This window comes from Micromonospora zhanjiangensis, from assembly GCF_042650605.1.
In the GTDB taxonomy this organism is placed as follows: domain Bacteria; phylum Actinomycetota; class Actinomycetes; order Mycobacteriales; family Micromonosporaceae; genus Micromonospora_J; species Micromonospora_J zhanjiangensis.
In genome coordinates, this window is the sequence record NZ_JBHSBN010000116.1 from 1 (window position 1) to 942 (window position 942).

General features: G+C 64.4%; 1 protein-coding gene. It reads right to left on the bottom strand.

The window, feature by feature from the left end:
- Positions 1–45: 45 nt before the first annotated feature.
- A partial coding sequence (locus tag ACFOX0_RS34200) for a non-reducing end alpha-L-arabinofuranosidase family hydrolase (protein WP_377553835.1) occupies positions 46–942 on the bottom strand: 897 nt, incomplete at its 5' end.

Consider the following 942-nt stretch of genomic DNA (forward strand, 5'->3'; position numbering starts at 1 on the left):
GCGGCGGGCCCGGTTGTGGCCGAGCCCGCCGTGGTGGTTGTCGGGTTATCGCTGGAGGGTGAGGAGGCCGGGTCGGTAGGGCAGGAGGCCGTAGTCGCCGCCGGAGTTGGTGGCGCGGCCTTGGTAGAGCAGTTGGAGGTTGCAGGGGTCGACGGTTTTGGTTTGGTCGGCGGTGGCGCGGACGAGGTCGCCGTGGCTGATGTCGTTGGTCCAGGTGGCGCCGCTGTTGGCCTTGCCGGCGAAGGGGTTGCTCTCGGTGGTGGCGTTGGGGGTCCAGGTGCCGCTGAGGCTGGTGGCGGTGAAGGAGCGGAAGTAGCGTCCGCCGGATCCCATGGCTTCGACGATCATGAGGTATTTGGTTTGGCCTTGGAGTTTGTAGACTTCGACGGCTTCGAAGAGGTTGGCCTGGGTGTCGCTCATGATGGTGGTGTAGTTGGAGCCGAAGTTGCCGGGGAAGTTGCCGATGGGCATGCTGGCTCGGTAGATCTTGCCGTTGTCGCCGGCGAAGAACAGGTACATGTTCTGGTCGTCGCCGATGAGGGTCTGGTCGATGGGTCCGGTGCCGGATCCGGAGATGCTGCCGGTGAACAGGGGTTGTGCCGCGGACCAGCCGTTGGCGTTGGTGGGGTCGCTGGAGGTTTTGTAGGAGAAGGCGGTTCCGCCCCACTGGTAGGCCAGGACCCAGATGTTTTTGGGGGCGAAGTAGAACAGGGTGGGTGCGACGGTGCCCTGTGACATGCCGTTCTGGCTGGCTGAGGCCATGTCGGACCAGTTGGTGAAGAGGCCGAAGTTCATCGAGCCCCAGGATGATCCGTTGTCGTGGGTGGTGGCGTAGACCAGGTGCTTGCCGTTGTACGGGACGTTGGTGAAGTCCTTGAGCGAGGCCCAGCCCGACTTCGGGTTCGCCAGCGCACCGGTCGAGGTCCACCGGTACGACGACGG